This window comes from Winogradskyella marina (assembly GCF_015645385.1).
In the GTDB taxonomy this organism is placed as follows: Bacteria; Bacteroidota; Bacteroidia; order Flavobacteriales; family Flavobacteriaceae; genus Winogradskyella; species Winogradskyella marina.
In genome coordinates, this window is the sequence record NZ_JADOET010000076.1 from 1 (window position 1) to 313 (window position 313).

Genomic DNA, 313 nt, shown 5'->3' on the forward strand with positions numbered 1-313 from the left:
TCTAAAACATGATTTAAAAATAATTCCATATCTAAATAAGACGGATATGGGTTTCCTATTAAATTCCAATCTGGGTAAGTCGCTCCAGTATTTCTAATATCTACTGTAACTTCTGTTGTTGGGACATCTCCTGTAAAGGTTAAATTAGTTCCTGCAACAGTTCCCGCTCTATAACCTGTACCACTTTCTAAAGTTGTTATATCAGCATCGGTATACATTAGATAACTATCTGCTGTTTTATCAAAAGGTCCAAATAAATAGGTTCTTGGATTATTGTTTCCGTCATTTAAAATATCTGCGGCATTATTATCTG

General features: G+C 33.2%; 1 protein-coding gene. It reads right to left on the reverse strand.

The genetic code is table 11. From position 1 onward, the window contains the following. Positions 1 to 313, reverse strand: a 313-nt coding sequence (locus ITJ86_RS17705) for a hypothetical protein (protein WP_195872885.1), incomplete at both ends; no start/stop codon positions are given.